This is a genomic window from Chitinophaga flava (genome assembly GCF_003308995.1).
Lineage (GTDB): Bacteria > Bacteroidota > Bacteroidia > Chitinophagales > Chitinophagaceae > Chitinophaga > Chitinophaga flava.
Window position 1 is genome coordinate 507,126 of sequence record NZ_QFFJ01000002.1, and the last position, 16,763, is coordinate 523,888.

5 protein-coding genes are annotated in these 16,763 nt (G+C 48.6%); all 5 read left to right on the plus strand.

Going from position 1 to position 16,763, the window contains the following annotated elements:
- The first annotated feature begins 382 nt into the window (after positions 1 to 382).
- The 5 genes from DF182_RS18485 (at position 383) to DF182_RS18505 (ending at position 16,760) form a co-directional block, all read left to right on the plus strand.
- A complete protein-coding gene (locus DF182_RS18485) occupies positions 383 to 4,024 on the plus strand; it encodes a SusC/RagA family TonB-linked outer membrane protein (protein ID WP_113617312.1) in 3,642 nt (1,213 codons plus the stop codon).
- A 10-nt stretch (positions 4,025 to 4,034) separates the two neighbouring features.
- Complete coding sequence (locus tag DF182_RS18490; RefSeq protein ID WP_245957483.1) at positions 4,035 to 5,522, plus strand: RagB/SusD family nutrient uptake outer membrane protein; 1,488 nt, start codon at positions 4,035 to 4,037, stop codon at positions 5,520 to 5,522.
- A 29-nt stretch (positions 5,523 to 5,551) separates the two neighbouring features.
- A complete protein-coding gene (locus tag DF182_RS18495) occupies positions 5,552 to 6,451 on the plus strand; it encodes a zinc-binding metallopeptidase (RefSeq protein ID WP_113617313.1) in 900 nt (299 codons plus the stop codon).
- A gap of 34 nt (positions 6,452 to 6,485) precedes the next feature.
- Positions 6,486 to 7,775 carry a DUF4302 domain-containing protein gene (locus tag DF182_RS18500; RefSeq protein WP_113617314.1) on the plus strand — a complete coding sequence of 430 codons (1,290 nt, stop codon included), beginning with the start codon at positions 6,486 to 6,488 and terminating at the stop codon, positions 7,773 to 7,775.
- Between the two features lie 84 nt (positions 7,776 to 7,859).
- Complete coding sequence (locus tag DF182_RS18505; RefSeq protein ID WP_161964180.1) at positions 7,860 to 16,760, plus strand: Ig-like domain-containing protein; 8,901 nt, start codon at positions 7,860 to 7,862, stop codon at positions 16,758 to 16,760.
- Positions 16,761 to 16,763: the final 3 nt, after the last annotated feature.

Sequence of the window (16,763 nt, forward strand, 5' to 3'; positions counted from 1 at the left end):
CAAAATCATAGACAAGATGAAATACTTGTTTTGTTGTAGCAATTAACCTGACTTATAGAAATAATAAGTGTATTGCTGGTAAGCTATCCTGTTAACTTTTAGCCCGGAAATGATTCTCATCCCTGGTTATCTGCCTTGATGGAATACGTCTGTATTCTTTCAACAGGGCATCCTATTGCCAATACATTCCCATAAACTTTTTCATTTCACAACCGAACTAAATCGCTATATGACACAGACTATACCTTGCTTATCAGGCTAATAATTGTCAATTAGACACTAATAATTATCACTGCACAGCAGAAGACCCTTTATTGCCCGGCTTCGCCAAATGACCGGATAGGGATTCCTATTGCCCGGAATGAACAAACATTTATTTATTATGCTTAGAAAGACCCGACACTACACACTTTTTATAACATTGTTCCTGTCTATACTACATATACAGGCACAAGCTGTGGACCTTCAGGATGCACTGGATAAAAAAATAACCTTACATCTGCACGATGTAATACTGAAAGATGCACTGGAAAAAATCAGTAACCTCGCCGAGGTGTCTTTTGTATATGTTGGCAGCGAAGTGCTCAATGCCAATAAAATCAGCATCTCCGCCCGCAACGAAAAAGTAGGGGACCTGCTGAATAAAATACTGACACCTTATGCGTTGTCCTATAGCGTCATCTACGACCGCATCGTGATCAAACATGATGCTGCCAAAAAGATGGCATCCCTTACCGTCAGTACTCCGAGGCAGGTCACCCCCCGGCTTACAGACATCAAAGGCATTGTGACTTCCGAGAAAAAAGAACCGCTGCCAGGTGTAACCATCCTGGTGAAAGGATCCGGAAGAGGCACTACTACCAACGCCAAAGGTGAATTTGAAATCAAAAAAGTGGCCAGCGATGCCATCCTGGTTTTTAACTTCACCGGCTACAAAATGGAAGAAGTGCACTCCAGCGAATTTAAAAGCGGTGCGCTTACCATTATCCTCAAAGAAAAACCAACCCGCCTGCAGGAAGTGGTGGTGACCGGTTTTCAAAGTATAGACAAAAGCAAGTTCTCGGGTGCTGCCACCAGACTCAAAGGCGAAGACGTGAAAATCGACGGCATCACGGATGTAAGCCGTATGCTCGAAGGACGTGTGGCCGGAGTGGCCGTACAAAACGTGTCCGGCACCTTCGGTACCGCGCCCAAAGTAAGGGTCCGCGGAGCTACCTCCATCAACGGTGACAACAAACCGCTATGGGTAGTGGACGGAGTTGTTCTCGAAGATGTGGTGAATATCTCCAACGATCAGCTGTCCAGCGGAGACCCAACTACTTTGCTGGGCTCCGCCGTGGCCGGCCTCAATGCCAACGATATCGAGAGTTTCGATATCCTCAAGGATGCCGCCGCCACCGCCCTCTACGGCGCCCGCGCCATGAACGGCGTAGTAGTGATCACCACCCGTAAAGGCCGCGCCGGAAAACCAGTCATCGCCTACAGCGGCAACTTCAGCACTCAGCTGAAACCCACCTACAAAAACTTCAACATCATGAACTCCGGCCAGCAGATGTCTGTGCTGGCTGAACTCGAACGTAAAGGCATACTCACTTCGGATATCCTTTCCCGTGGTGACATCGGCGTATTCGGAAAATTATACGAACAGCTGGACGCCAACAAAGACGGCGACTTCCCGCTACGCAATGATCCCGCTGCCATGAAAGCATTCCTGCTGCGTTATGCCAATGCCAATACCGACTGGTTTGGACTCCTGTTCCGCAACAACTTCGTACAGGAACATTCTTTAAGTATCTCCTCCGGTACCGATAAATCACAATCTTACTTCTCTACCAGCTTCTACAGCGACAACGGCTGGACACTGGCAGATAAAGTAAATCGTTATACACTCAACTATCGCAATACTTACAAGTTCTCCGACAGGCTCTCTGCCGGCTTCTCTGCATTGGCTTCCGTACGCCAGCAGAAAGCTCCCGGCGCACTCACCCGCAGCAGCAACCCGGTAGAAGGACAGTACGACCGCGATTTTGATATCAACCCGTTCAGTTATTCCCTCAATACCAGCCGTACACTCACCGCCTACGACGAGAACGGACACCTCGAATATTTCAGACGGAACTTCGCACCGTTTAACATCATCAACGAGCTGCGTAACAACTCCCTCAACCTGAACATGATGGACCTCCGCCTGCAGGGCGATCTGGGCTGGAAGCTGACCCGCAACCTCCGTTATGAATTCACCGGCGCCATCCGCTACGTGAAATCATCCCGCGAACACCAGATCACGGAAGAAGCCAATATGGCCAACGCTTACCGTGCTGCCGGCAACGCTACCATCGCCAGAAACAATAAGTTCCTCTACCGCAACCCCGACGATCCCGATGCGCAGCCGGTTATCGTGCTGCCTGCCGGCGGTTTCTACAACCGCACGGAAGACCAGCTGATGAACTTCGACTTCCGTAACGGTCTCGTCTATACGGACACATTTGCCAGAAAACATAATATCAACCTGTTAGTCGGTCAGCAAGTAAAATATGCCGACCGGCAAAGTGCTTCCAATACAGGTTATGGTTATCAGTACGACAACGGTGGTACACCCTTCGTAGACTATCGTATCCTGAAACAAACCATTGAAAGCAATTTCCCTTATTACAACATGGGCCGTGACTATGACCGCTTTGCGGCTTTTTATGCTTCCGGCACCTATGCTTTCAATAATAAATACAACCTCACCGCTACCGGTCGTTATGATGGTTCCAACAGACTGGGACAGTCACGCAAAGCCCGCTGGCTCCCCACCTGGAGCGTTGCCGGTTCCTGGAACATAGAGCAGGAGCGTTTCATGCAAAAAGCAGCCTGGCTCAACTACCTCACCCTCCGTGCCAGCTATGGCCTCACCGCCAGTATGGGCCCGGCTACCAACTCCAACATCGTATATCAGACCATCAACACCAGAAGGCCACACCTCAATGAAGTGGAGTCTGTGATAAGCCTCTCACATCTGCAGAATGACGACCTCACCTGGGAAAAACTGTACACCACCAACCTGGGACTGGACGGCGGATTTTTTAACAACCGGGTCAACTTCTCCCTCGATCTCTATACCCGTAAAAGTTTCGACCTGATCAGCATTATCAAAACATCCGGCATCGGTGGTGAAATGTACAAAGCAGCCAACTATGCTGATATGACTTCCAAAGGGCTGGAGCTGCTGGTAGGTGGTGATGTGGTGCGCAAAAAGGACTGGGGCTGGAAAGCCAATGTCACCTTCGGTTACAATACTAACAAAATCACCAATGCTAAAAATATTCCGGCCATCTTCGACCTGGTAGTGGCAGAAGGCGGCAACAGGGAAGGATATCCGGTACACAGCCTCTTCTCTCTGCAGTATCAGGGCCTTTCTCCCAAAACCGGCGTGCCTTCTTTCATCAATCAGAATGGTGAGGTAAGTCCGGATGTAAACCTGCAGGACCTCAAAACAGGCCACCTTGTATACGAAGGAGCGGTAGACCCGCCGATAACCGGTGGTTTTTCCAATACCTTCCGCTACAAAGGACTGTCACTTAATATCTTCTTTACCTATCAATGGGGCAATAAAATCCGCCTCTATCCTGCGTTTAAGACAGCTTACTCCGACCTGGACGCAATGCCTAAAGAGTTTTATGACCGCTGGGTAATGCCGGGCGATCAACAGACCACCCGTGTTCCTTCTATTCTGGATGCTTATGAGCAGACACTGATCCGGGGCGCCTATCCTTACAATAACTACAACTATTCTACGGAAAGGGTGGCCAAAGGAGATTTTGTGCGGTTGAAAACCGTGTCCCTGACCTATCAGCTGCCGTCTTCTCTGATCCGCCACATCGGCTTCAGCAATGTGGCGGTCAGCGGCGCTGCCATCAATCCATGGCTCATCTATGCGGATAAAAAACTCCAGGGCCAGGACCCTGAGTTCTTCAACTCCGGTGGTGTGGCACAGCCAATCCAGAAACAATTCACCTTGTCAATCAAAGTTGGTATCTAAAAACGCACTTATGGAACTGAGATATATAACCTGTACGCATAAACGATTTATTAAACCGCTGGCGATGGCCATGCTGACCATGGGCCTGCTCACCCTGAGCAGCTGCCGTAAATACCTGGAACAGGTGCCTGATAGCACCTGGACAGACCTCAGCACACCCGCCAAGGTATCCAAACTACTGGGTACTGCCTATCCGCAGTCTTCCTACATCGCCATGTGCGAAGCCATGTCTGATAACGTGGCCGATAAAGGTGCCGGCGTGATCAGCCGTCCTAACCAGGACGCCTATCTGTTCAAGGATATACAATCTATTGAGCAGGATTCTCCTGAGGCTTACTGGACGGCCTGCTACAAAGCAATCGCTGCTGCCAACCAGGCGCTGGAAGCCTGCGGTAAAGCTGCAGACCCGAAAGAATATACGGCCCAGCGCGGAGAAGCACTGGTGGCCAGAGCCTACGCCCACTTTATGTTGGTGAATATTTTTTCAGAGATGTATGATGAAGCCACAGCAGCAGCTGCACCAGGTATTCCTTACGTGACCGCACCGGAAACAGTAGTCATCAAACAATATGAACGTAAGACAGTAGCCTATGTATACGATATGATAGAGAAAGACCTGCTGGAAGGGCTGCCACTGATCAGCGACGAAGGCTACAGTGTACCACGTTATCATTTTAACCGCAGCGCTGCCTTTGCCTTTGCCACCCGCTTTTATCTCTTCAAAAAAGATTATGCTAAAGTGGTGGAATTTGCTGACCAGGCTTTTGCCAGCAATGATGTTGCCAGCAATATGCGTGGCTGGAATAGCAACTACAGCAGTATGTCACCGGACCAGCTCTTCGATCTCTATGCCAATGCCAAGGAGAACGCCAACCTGCTGCTCGTGGAAACACAATCCCTTTATGGTCGTTATGTTGGGCAATATCGTTATGACCTCGACTATGCCCATGAAGTGCAGATACTGGGGTATAATGTGACTGGTGGCCGCTGGGCTTATCCGGTATACTACACCGGCTCACAGAATTATTTCGTGCCCAAGCTCTCTGAATACTTTGTGAAATCCTCTGTCAACGCTACTATCGGAGAGCCCTATGTGATGGTGCCATTGTTTACTACAGAAGAAGTGTTGTTTAATCGCGCAGAAGCCAATACGCACCTGGGCAAAACAGCTGCCGCGCTGAAAGACCTGAACCTCTTTGCCAGCAAACGGATACGCAACTATAGCCCGGCTGCACATACCATTACCACAGCCTCTATCCGCAGTTTCTACGGCATTGCCAGTGAAAAGGACGGCCTGATACATACTATCCTGGATTTCAAACGGGCAGAATACCTGCAGGAAGGTATGCGCTGGTTTGATCTGCAACGCTATAAAATGACCGTAGTACACACTACCCGGGAAGGGGAGGTGCTGGAACTGAAAGCCGGCGATAAACGCTGCGTATTCCAGATACCGCAGTCTGCCACCTCTTCCGGCATCGAATTAAACCCTAGATAATATCATTCGAAATATCAAAATCGCTGTATATGAAAGTTTTTTTGCTCGCTATGTCTCTTTTTCTGCTCGTGTCCTGCAGCAAGAAAGATGATCTGGGTAAGGTAGAAGATATTCCTGGTCTGGGCGGCGATACCTGGGTGAAAGGCCCGCTGGACCGTTGGTTGTATGATACCCTTACCATTCCTTACAACATCGCCGTAAAATATAAATGGGACCAGTTCGAATTTGAACTGAATAAAACGTTGGTGCCTCCCCGTGAGGAAAAGGTGATCCCGGTAATGAGTGCCATTAAAAAGGTATGGATGAACACTTACATCGCAGAAGCCGGTGATCTGTTCTTCCGCCGCTACTGTCCCAAATTCTTTATCCTCAGCGGAAGTGCCAGCTGGAACGAAAACGGAACCATCACACTGGGTACTGCCGAAGGTGGCCGCAAAGTGGTGCTTTACCTCGTCAATGATTTTATGACCAAAGATATGCCTGGTTATAAACCCTCCGATTCTGCCAATGTAAAACAGATGTTCCATGTAATAGAACACGAGTTCGGACATATCCTTCACCAGACCGTGATGTATCCGGTAGAGTTCAAACGCGTGACTGCCGGACTTTATACGGCCAACTGGAATAACATCAATGATATGGCTGCACATCAGGATGGTTTTGTGACGCCTTATGCCATGTCAGGGTATGATGATGATTTTGTGGAGATGATATCCACGATGCTGGTAGAAGGAAGGGCCGGGTTTGACAAAATCGTGAATAGCATTCCTCCCGGATTCAGTATCAACGGCACTTCCCAGGCAGACGCCATCGCCCGCCTCCGCAAAAAGGAATCTATTGTGGTGAGCTATTTCCAGACGGTATGGCATATCGATTTTTATAGCCTGCAAACCCGCACCAGGAAAGAAATTAACAAGCTTTTGTATTAAAACTGTCACGCCGGCAACGTAGAAAAATATTGGTATGAGAAAAAAACTTTTATGCTTACTGTTGGTCCTTACCGGAATATATTCCTGTAAGAAAGAAACAGATCCGCTGTTCGACAAGTCTCCTGATGAACGGATCAATGATACGATCCAGCGTTATCAGAGTATACTGACCCAGTCGCCCTATGGCTGGAAAGCCCTGGTATATCCAGGTGGTACACCTAAATCGGTGTACAGTTTTTATTTCCGCTTTAATGATTCCAACCGGGTACAGATGTTCAGTGATTTTGACCCGTCCACCACAGCTACTATGAAGGAAAGCAGCTGGCGCCTTAAAGCCCTGCAGCAGCCAAGTCTGCTGTTTGATACCTATTCCTATCTCCATGTACTCTGTGATCCGGACGCTGGCCAGAATGGCGGCAACTACGGAAAAGGTCTGGGATCTGATTTTGAATTTGCCATCAATGGCATGGCAGGCGATACCCTGCTGCTGACCGGCCGCTTCAACAAAAGCAAGGCTGTGTTGGTAAAAGCTACCCAACAGGACCAGAGCGATTATTATCAGCATCGTATCAACCGTAACATTGACAGTGTAAGCAGGATACTGACCTATTTCCGCAGACTGACGACCAGTACCGGCAGATATGATGTGGAAGTAAACCCGCTGACACACCGGATCACTTTTACCTGGGTGAGCAACGGACAGGTAAAACAGATGACTACCGGTTACTACTACACGCCAGGCGGCATCGCACTTTCTCCTGCCCTTACAGATGGTACCACCACTATCAGCAGCCTCGATAATCTCACCTGGGATGGTGCTGCTGTAAAAGGCGCCGTTAACGGGCAGCCCGCCAGTATCAGCGAAACCGTGCGTCCTGTTGCCATAGATGGCACAGCACCCAAACGCTGGTATCAGTTTGCGGTTAATCAGCGCCGTTACTGGACTACGGGAACAGGCTTCCATGTAAATGGTGTGGACGATGCCTTTGGCATACGCTCACTGCCTGGTTTTATTGATGCTACCTACTGGCCTGAAGCGGGTTCTGGTATCGATGCCTTCGGGATTGTTGTTCCGGAAGATGGCCAATCCACACTTAGCTACGGTGTGCTATACAGTGCGCCCACGTTTACCACTGATGGCCGTATCATCTTCAAAGACCTGGGACTTTTTGGTGATATGCCGGCAAACAATACGCCGGTGCTCAAAAGCCGCGCCCTGATGGCCGACCCGAATGGGTACTTCCTGGTACAGACCAGTGATGCTACCTATGATATGGTCAGCGCCAAAGACGGGAAATCGTGGATCTCCTGGGAGTTCAGATAACCTTGTTAAACCCCTCTGAAAAATCAGCAAATAGTTTTTTATATGAGAAATTATACGCTTTCGTTTATTCACAAAACCTCCGTCATGTTGGTTTTACTGCTGATGCTGGCCTTCCGGCTGTCAGCACAAACCGACGTCGCCATCGGCAATGATCCGACAGGGAACTCCAGTACCGGATATCCCTGTCCGTTGCAGGATTATTATGAAGGGAACAGGGCGCAGTACCTGTTTAAAGCTTCAGAACTGACGGCCGCCGGCATGGGGCCGGGATTTATCTCCGGTATCAAATTCCTGGTTAAAAACCTGAATGGTACCGACCTGATAGAGCAGTATGGCATCAGTATTGGCACTACGACCGTCAGTACCCTCGATGACAACAGCTGGGTACCCGGTGCTACCGTGGTACGAACTCCCGCAGACTACGCGCCTGTAACGGGAGTGAACAGCTTCCCGTTCACCAGCAATTTTTTCTGGAATGGAACGGACAACATTATCGTAGAAGTTTGTAGCGGTTCGCCTATCAGCACCACTGGCACCTTCTACTCCAATAACCCTGAAGTTCCGTTTACCACCGGCCTTTCGTTCAATGCTTCCCATACCTACCGGGCGGATGATGAAGATAACCTCTGCGGTACTACCAGTACCACCAACAATGGTTCCATGACCACCCGTCCCAATATCGTATTTACCTGGGTGCCTGCTGCTGCCTGTACAGGCACACCTACAGCAGGTACAGCAGCTACAGATGTTACCAGCGTTTGCCTGAATTCCACGTTTAACCTCAGACTCAATGGCGCCACTGTTGCGTCCGGACTTACCTATCAATGGCAGCAGTCAGCCGACAATGCCACCTGGACCAACATCACAGGAGCCACCAACAGCCAGTATACCGGTACACAATCTGCCAGTACCTGGTATCGTTGTGTGGTGACCTGTACAGCCAGCACCCAGAGTGCCAACTCTACCAGCGTAAATGTAACCTCTCCATCACTGGTAGGTGGTACTTTCTCTATTAACAAAGGATTGCCCACAGGTGGTACCAACTTTGCTTCTTTCAATGATGCCTATAACTATCTCAAATGTGGTATCAATGCTGCAGTTATATTCAATGTAGTGGCAGGCTCCGGCCCCTACAACGAACAACTCACCATCAAACCCGTACCTGGCGCCTCCGCTACCAATACCATCACCTTTAACGGTAACGGAGATACGCTGACATTCAACGGTACTTCTTCCAACAGAGGAGTGATACAGCTGGATGATGCTGACTATATCACTTTTAATAACCTGGTGATAAAAGCCAAAGGTAGTGGCAGCTCCGGTTATGGATGGGGCGTATTCCTCACCAATGATGCCGATTACAATACCATCAGCAACTGTACCATCCTGGTGGATTCTGTTTCTACCAGCAGCAGTAACTACGCCGGTATCGTGATCAGCAGTTCTTATACATCTTCCACTATTTCCGGTGATGCCAAATGCGATTTTAATACATTCAATAACAATAAGATCGTAGGTGGTTATTACGGTATTACCATGTCTGGCAGCAGCACGATGGCCAATGGCAACAACCGTATCACCAACAATACCATTACCGAATTCTATTATGCTGGTGTTAATATCAGCGGATCATTTAACACGTTAGTTGAAAATAATATCATCAGCAGACCTGCACGTTCTGTCGTGTCTACCTTCTATGGTATTTATTTATCCAGTCTCAACACGAAAGCCAATATCACCCGCAACAGGATCACCAATCCTTTCGGCGGATCTCCCAACAGTACCAGTGCCAGTTATGGTATCTATTTCTCCAGTGCCAAAGCATTTACGCAACTGGAAAACGTAGTGTCCAACAACCTGATGTACAACTTTACCGGTAAAGGCGATGCCTATGGTATCTACAACTACGGTTCTGACAACGTATGGTACTATCATAATACCATTGCGCTGGATGGTACTTCCACCAGCTCGACCACTTATACCACCAGAGGTTTTTATCAGACTACCAAAGCAGATGGTATTGAATTTCTCAATAACATCATTGCAGTAACCCGCGGTGGTGGCGGCAGCAAGTATGCTGTATATTTCAGTGCCACTACCAGTACCATTCATGCCAACAATAATATCTATTTTATGTCGGCGCCGGGTGGTACCAGTTATACCGGTTACTTTACAACCAATCGCAGCACATTGCTCGACTGGCAGACTGCTTCATCGCAGGATACTGTGTCGCTGGCTTCTAATCCGTTGTTTGCAGGACCTGCTTCGGGAAATTATCAACCAACCAGTGCATCTGTTGATAACAAAGGATTCCCGGTGGGCATCGCTGTTGATATCAACAATAATACCCGCAGCACGACCACGCCAGACATCGGTGCTTATGAGTTCACACCAGGCCCTTGTGTCACGCCGCCACTGGCCGGCGATGCTACTGTGGGAGCAACGCCCGTATGCGTAACCCGTAAAGTGGCATTCAGTCTGATCAACAACAGTATCGGGCTGGGACAAACCTATCAATGGGAGAGTGCTACTACTGCCGCAGGTCCTTATACCGCGGTAGGTAATCCGCTTACCAATCCGGATACGGTTATCACGGCAACGACTACACTGTATTACCGTGTGGCTGTCACCTGTAGCGGTAATACGGCTTATAGCACGCCGGTACTGCTGACTGTAAATCCTGCTTTCCCGGGTGGTACTTATACCATCAATAGGGGAGCACCCGCCAGCGCTACCAACTTCGTCAGCTTTAATGCTGCCAAGGCAGCCATGGAATGCGGCATCGCCGGTCCGGTGGTATTCAACGTAGTACCAGGTTCCGGTCCTTACAAGGAACAGCTGATACTGGATTCCATTTCCGGTATGTCATCTGTTAATACCATCACCTTTAACGGTAACGGTGATACGATCCGCTTTGCTGCTACAGATGATAATGAAAGGGCTGTTATCAAACTTCGTGCAGCCGACTACGTTACCTTCGATAGCCTGGTGATAGATGCCAGAGGCGGTAGTAATGGTTATGGCGTGCATATCCTCAATAATGCCGATAACAATACCATCAGCCGTTGCCGCATAATGGTAGATACTGTTTCCACCAACTCCGGACTGGCAGGTATTGTGATCAATGGTGGTGATGGCAGCGTCAGCACCAGCACCAATAACCTTTGCGACAGCAACGTGGTGCGTGGCAATAATATCCTCGGTGGTTATTATGGCGTGGTGATTTATGGCGCTAATGCGGCTCCACCCACCAATAACCGGATAGAAAACAATACCATCCGTGAATTCTATTCATATGGTATTTCGTTGTCTAACACAGTTAACACAGTGGTAGATCACAACGATATCTTCCGCCAGAACCGTATCAACATATCTTATTCCAGCTACGGTATCAGTGTGAGCAGCAGGGGAGATGGTGTGGTACTCAATGGTAACCGCATTCATGCCCTGTTTAACGCAACGCAGGGAACAACCAACTCCTTCTATGGTATTGAGTTTACCAGCGCCAGCGCTACTGCGGCAAGTCCTGCCCGGATTATCAATAACCTTATCTATGATATCCGTGGTGCAGGTACACAACGTGCCTTCTACAATTACAATAGCAGCTTTACACTGTATTACCACAATACCGTAGCGCTGAATGATGCCCTGAATACAGGTAACGCTGAAACAACCGGCTTGTATCAATCCAGCTCTCCATCAGGTATCCGTTTCTATAATAACATCCTCGACATCAGTCGTGCCGGCGGTGGCAGCAGAACTGGTCTGTCTATCACCAGTGGCACCGACTTTAAGTCTGATTACAACGATATCTTTGTGAAGAGTGCCCGCAATACCGCCTATACCGGTAATAACGGCACCAACTATGTAACCCTCGCCGACTGGCGTGCAGGGGCTAAGCTCGACAGTAACTCCCTGGCAGTGTCTCCTGTATATGCAGATCCGGCCAGCGGTAATTTCGCCCCTGTTATCTCTCCGCTCGACAACAGCGGTACACCGGTAGGCGTAACCACAGACATCCTGAACGTTACCAGAAGTACTACCACACCGGATATGGGTGCTTATGAAATCAGCATACCGGATTGTACTTCTCCGCCAGTAGCAGGTGCTGCTACAGTAGTTCCTACTACACCTGTTTGTATGGGTGATGCCATTAAGCTGGACCTCACCGGTAACAGTAAAGGTGGTCATCAGACCTATCAGTGGCAGGCAGCTGCCAGCCTCACAGGCCCATGGAAAAATGTGAGTGACACTCAATATGTCAGCCTGTTTAATACTGTGGCCGGAGCAGAAAAATACTTCCGTTGTGCGGTGGTGTGCAGCAACAGGGATACCGTGTATTCTACACCGGTGGCTGTTAACCTGAACGATCCGCTGTTGTCCGGTTTTTATACCATCAACCCGGCGTTACCCACCAGTACTACCAACTTCCAATCATTTGCCAGTGTGGTATCCAAACTGGAATGTGGTATCGCAGGTCCTGTGTGGTTCCTCGCCGCCAATGGTACCTATAATGAACAGCTGACCATGCGTAAAATACCCGGATCTTCTGCTGTCAACAGGGTGACCTTCACCAGCGCTTCCGGTAATGCAGCCGATGTAACCATTTCCTACAACGGTACATCAGCGCTCAATTATGTGTTGAAACTGGATAGTGTGAATTATGTGACCTGGAAAACAATCACATTCAAACCTATCAACACTACCTACGCGCGTGCCATTGAATTTGCCAAGGGTGCGTCCTGGGATAGTATACAAAACTGTAACATCACCCTGCCAGTGGCGACTTCCGCCACCACCAACAGTGCCGGCATATATGCCAGTGGTACTACCGGTGAAGGCAATGTGATTGTTGGTAATACCATCACTGAAGGATCTAACGGCGTTTACTGGACCAACACCTACAGTGTCGTTTCTCCGGGTATAACCATTGACAGTAATACCATCAACCGCACTTACAACTATGGTATTTATACTTCTTATGTAAATAAGGTGCTGGCCCGCAAAAACACTATCAATCTGAGTGGTACGCTGGCTTCTACTTCCTATGGTATTTACGCCGAAGAACTTGACTCTCTTGTTAGCATAGTACGCAATAAGATCAACGGCAGCAATACCGCTTCTAAAATATATGGCGTGTATCTCTATTATTGCCAGCCACCTGCAGGATCTATGAGTACCGTTAACGGTAATGAGATCTATGCACGTACCGGTAATACAGGAGAGCTGAGAGGTCTTACCCTCACTTCCACTAACCGTATCGATGTGGTGAACAACGTGGTAAGTATTCGTACTACCGCTACTAATTCGTATGGTATTTACAGTGAGTATGGTAATAACCTCAATTATCTCAACAACAGTGTGCTGAACAATTCTACCAGCACCAGCAACAACTATGCGGCTTATTTCTCGCACAGTTATTCTTCCGCTTCACCGGTGAAGGTGCGCAACAACATCTTCGCGGCTGATACCGGCAGGGCCATGTATATCGCTAATCCGAATTATATCAACAGCGATTACAATACACTGTACACTACCGGCTCTGTGCTGGTGCGTCAGAACACACCTGCCGCCAGTTATGGAACCCTGGCCACTTACCGTACCGGCAGCGGACTGGATATTTATTCCATCGTGTACAAACCGGCTTTTGTTAGTCCTGATGATCTGCATCCGAAGCTTACCGATCCGGAAGTATGGGCTATCCATGGCCGTGGTGTACAGGTGCCTAATAACAACAAAGACCTGAATGGTGATCCAAGGCCTGTGACCCTGCAGGAAGGTGTACCGGATATGGGTGCTTATGAATTCCTGCCCACTTCAGTGCCACCGGCATTGCCTGCCTTCCCGGCAGTACCGGCGCCTGGCGTTACCCAGACATTTATGTTTGGTACCGATACCGTTACCAAAATCACCTGGAACAATGCCACATTACCGTCTAACATGACTGTAAGGCGCTACTCCGGTGTGAAACCACCGAATATCGCCCCTGGCACTGACTTTATGTATTTCTATACTGATGTAGACGTAACTCCGTCCAGTGGTGTGTACAACTTCAATATCCAGCAGTTCTATCTCGATCCATGGCAAGGTTATATCAAACGACAGAAAGATATCCGACTGGCAAGAACCGACAGTACAGACAAATGGATCGTTGATTCACTGAGCTTAGTCAATACATCCACTAAGGTAATCAGGGATAGTAGCCTGCATTACTTCGATAAATTCACCGGCCTGAATGGAGGTTCCAACACGCCGCAATTATTGCAGCCTGCAGACAGCTCCAACAGAGGTACCCGCTTCTGGGTAGGTTATGGTCACCATCAGTTCTTTACCGGCGATAACAGCCAGCAGATGGTGCTGTACCTGAATGCGAAGGATTCGTCCAATGTAACCGTGAAGATCAATGGTACTACCTGGGAACGTACCTATCGTATCCCGGCCAATACTACCATTACTACTGAAACACTGCCTAAAATAGGTATGAATGATGCCCGCCTGCTGGACGAAGGATGGTCTGACAGAGGTATCAGTATCGAAAGTGATGTGCCCATTGTTGCCTATGCACATATCTATGGCAGTGCATCTTCAGGTGCTACCATGTTGTTGCCGGTGGGTACTTACGCCTACGATTATTATGCAATCTCTTCCCGTCAGAACTATGGTACAGACACGTATTCCTGGTTCTATGTGATGGCAGAATATGATAACACAACAGTGGAAATCACGCCCAGCGTGCCTACCCTGGGTGGCAGACCTGCCAAACAGACCTTTACCGTGACGTTGAACAGAGGAGAAGTATATCAGGTATTAGGCGCCTTAAAAGCCGGTTCAGAAGGATATGACATTACCGGCAGCCATGTTAAATCAATCGTTAACAGCGATGGTAAATGTTATCCGATGGCGGTGTTCTCCGGCAGTAGCCGTACAGGCATCGGATGTGGTGGCAGCCCGGGAAGCTCAGGGGACAACCATATACAACAGAACTTCCCTTCACAGGCCTGGGGTAAAAAATACCTGACAGCGCCTACATCAAACAGCAGTGGTGCCAACTCACTGATGACGAACATATACCGCATTATGGTGAAAGATGCCAGCACCAATGTGAAACTGAATGGTCAGTTGCAACAGCGGACAACGCTGGTTGATAACAGATACTATCAGTACGAAAGTAATACAGCTGATTATATCGAAGCTGATCAGCCGGTGATGGTGGCGCAGTATATGGCTTCCAGTGGCTATTGTCCTAATACAGGTGGTGATGGTGACCCTGAAATGATTTATATCAGCCCGCTGGAACAGGGTATCAAAGCGGTAGGTCTTTACCGCACCAACCTGGAATCTATCAGAAGTAACTATCTGACCCTCATCATACCAACAGGAGGATTGAGTTCTTTACTGATCGACGGCAGTACTATCTATGATTACACCTATCCTCACCCTAACCTGAACGGTTATACGGTGGTTGTAAAAAGGTGGATGGCTGCGCCTGCACAATGTAATGTGTCCAGTGATTCCGCCTTTACAGCCATTACCTATGGCTTGGGCAGTGTGGAAAGCTACGGTTACAATGCCGGAACATTGGTGAAGAACCTCAATATCCTGCCTGGTTTCAGCAACGTGCTGAATCCAACCAGTGGCAGCAACAACACTTATACCTGCGTGAAAACGCCGTTCCGCTTCTCCATGCTGATACCGGTGAAACCCACCGCTATTACCTGGAAACTCAGCGAGGTGAAAAACATGGCTCCTGCGGTAGACGTAGTACAAAACAATCCGGTGCCGGTAGATTCTATCGTTGCCAACGAAAGGAAATATTATCGTTATGTATTGCCGGATGATTATGTATTCTCTGTGCCAGGTATCTACAACGTGCCTATCCGTATCTCACATCCGGATATAGAAAGCTGCAGCAATAGTTTCGAAGCTGTACTGCCTATCAAGGTGATACCAGCTCCGGTAGTGGATTTCACTACTACCTATTCCGGTTGCGTAGGTGATGTGGCGCAGTTTGCGGGCAACGCTACTACCAGCAACAACGTTGCTATCAGTAAGTGGACCTGGAACTTCGGTGACGCTACATCTGGTTACCGTAAAGACACCACCAAAACCTTCAGCAAACCGGGCATCTACAAAGTGAAACTCAACATCGTGGCGGCTGAAGGTTGTATCGGTGATACTACCAAGGACGTGGAAGTGTATACACCTGGCGTTGCGGTACTGGTGAAGGATTCTATGACCGTGTGCAGTGGTTCTGATGCATCACTGGCCGTAAAAGATCCGGAAGCCGGTGTACTGTATAACTGGTACGATGCACAAACTGGTGGTAATCTCCTGCATACCGGTAACACCTATACGATTACAGCGATTGGTGCAAGTGGTACCTATTATCTCGAAGCCATCAACCATGGATGTCCGGGTGCAACGCGTGCCAAAGCCATTGTACATGTGTTGCCATTGTTGACTACACCAGTGGTGAAAGTAGATACGATCGGCGTAAATCTGATCCGCTTCAAATGGGCTGCTGTGCCTAATGCTACGGGTTATGAAGTATCACTGGATGGTGGCCTCAACTGGACGCTGCCATCTTCCGGAAGAGAAGGTCTGGAACACCTGGTGTCTGGCCTGCAGCCTAACCAGACAGTGAAACTGATCGTGAAAGTAAAAGGTTGCGAAGAAAAGATATCAGATCCGGCAGAAGGTAAAACATTGCCAGACGGTATCTACATCCCGAATGCATTCACACCTAACAATGATGCGAAGAATGATGTGCTGAAAGTATACGGTTACATCATCAGCAAAATACACATAGCCATTTTTGATCAGTGGGGTGAGAAGGTGTTTGAGTCCAACAGCCAGGAAACAGGCTGGGACGGCACCTACAAAGGTAAGGCGATGCCTTCCGGTGTGTACATCTATGTATGTCACCTTGTACTGAAAGATGGAACCAGTGTGGAAAAGAAAGGTGTAGTGAACCTGATCCGATAACCG

Excerpts from the sequence above, each read along its gene's own strand:
- DF182_RS18485 (WP_113617312.1), top strand. The coding sequence starts at position 383 with ATGCTTAGAAAGACCCGACACTACACACTTTTTATAACATTGTTCCTG.
- DF182_RS18495 (WP_113617313.1), top strand. The coding sequence starts at position 5,552 with ATGAAAGTTTTTTTGCTCGCTATGTCTCTTTTTCTGCTCGTGTCCTGC.
- DF182_RS18490 (WP_245957483.1), top strand. The coding sequence starts at position 4,035 with ATGGAACTGAGATATATAACCTGTACGCATAAACGATTTATTAAACCG.
- DF182_RS18500 (WP_113617314.1), top strand. The coding sequence starts at position 6,486 with ATGAGAAAAAAACTTTTATGCTTACTGTTGGTCCTTACCGGAATATAT.
- DF182_RS18505 (WP_161964180.1), top strand. The coding sequence starts at position 7,860 with ATGTTGGTTTTACTGCTGATGCTGGCCTTCCGGCTGTCAGCACAAACC.